At 60.1% G+C, this 1,063-nt stretch carries 1 protein-coding gene; it reads left to right on the top strand.

What is annotated here, in order from left to right; genetic code table 11:
• Positions 1-90 precede the first annotated feature (90 nt).
• Positions 91-1,063 (top strand): extracellular catalytic domain type 1 short-chain-length polyhydroxyalkanoate depolymerase (locus tag AWB80_RS42780; RefSeq protein ID WP_087132122.1); only part of this gene is annotated, 973 nt, incomplete at its 3' end.

Raw genomic sequence — 1,063 nt, 5'->3', positions numbered from 1 at the left:
GCATCCTGTGTGAAGGGTGCTCTCTGAATGATTGCAGGGGCGGTTCTTTGAAATCCGCTCGGATCGAACTGACACGTTTGAAGGAAACCAATGAACCTGTTCGATCCGCTGACTTGGGCGGCTGAGTCAGCACGCTGGTCGCTTTTCGTGCACACGCCTCTCGACCTCTTTGCTCAATTCTTCATCGAGCCCGCCCCGGCAGCGCCAAGCGCTGCTCCGGCCGTGCGGATGCATGCTGCGGAGCCGCCAGGCGTGCAATGCACGAACCCGCATGCTCAGTGGCTCCGCGGAACCTTCCCGCACGAGGATGAGGAGCACGCATTCAAGCTCTTCGTTCCTGCTGCCAACCGCGTTCGATCACTACCGCTCGTCGTCATGCTGCACGGGGCTCAACAGGATGCGGATGACTTCGCATCGGGGACGGGAATGAACATCGTCGCGGAAGAGCGGGGGTATATCGTCCTCTATCCCGAGCAGTCCGAAGTCGCCAATCCGTTCAGGTGCTGGAATTGGTTCCAGCCCGTCGACTGGGCTCGCGATTCTGGCGAGCCCGCGATGCTCATGGCGCTCATCCGCGCGATCGCGTCCATGTTCAATGGCGACACAACTCGAGTCTATGTTGCGGGTTTGTCGGCAGGTGGCGCGATGGCTGTCAATCTCGTCGTGAGATATCCGGATCGCTTCGCGGCCGCGGCGATTCATTCAGGCGTTGCGTTCGGGGTCGCGGACGAACCGCTTTCCGCGCTTTGTGCGATGCGCGATGGGATGGGCAGGGTGAAGCTTCCGGAAACGCCTGCACACGACTTTCAAGCGCACGCAGTACCTCTGATCGTGTTTCACGGCGACGCCGACGACACGGTACATCCACGCAATAGCGATCAGATTGTCGCGATGAGCCTGCAATTGCACGATTGCCAGGCTTCGCCGCCGCATGTATCGACGCATGGCGAAGAGGGCGCGCACGGCCATTCATACACGCGCAATGTTTTCAACAATCGCGATGACGTGCCGGTCGTCGAGCATTGGAGCGTGCATGGATTGGGTCATGCATGGTCAGGAGGAC

The sequence above is a fragment of the Caballeronia pedi genome (genome assembly GCF_001544915.2).
Taxonomy (GTDB): Bacteria; Pseudomonadota; Gammaproteobacteria; order Burkholderiales; family Burkholderiaceae; genus Caballeronia; species Caballeronia pedi.
This window is presented reverse-complemented; position numbering and strand designations above follow the sequence as displayed.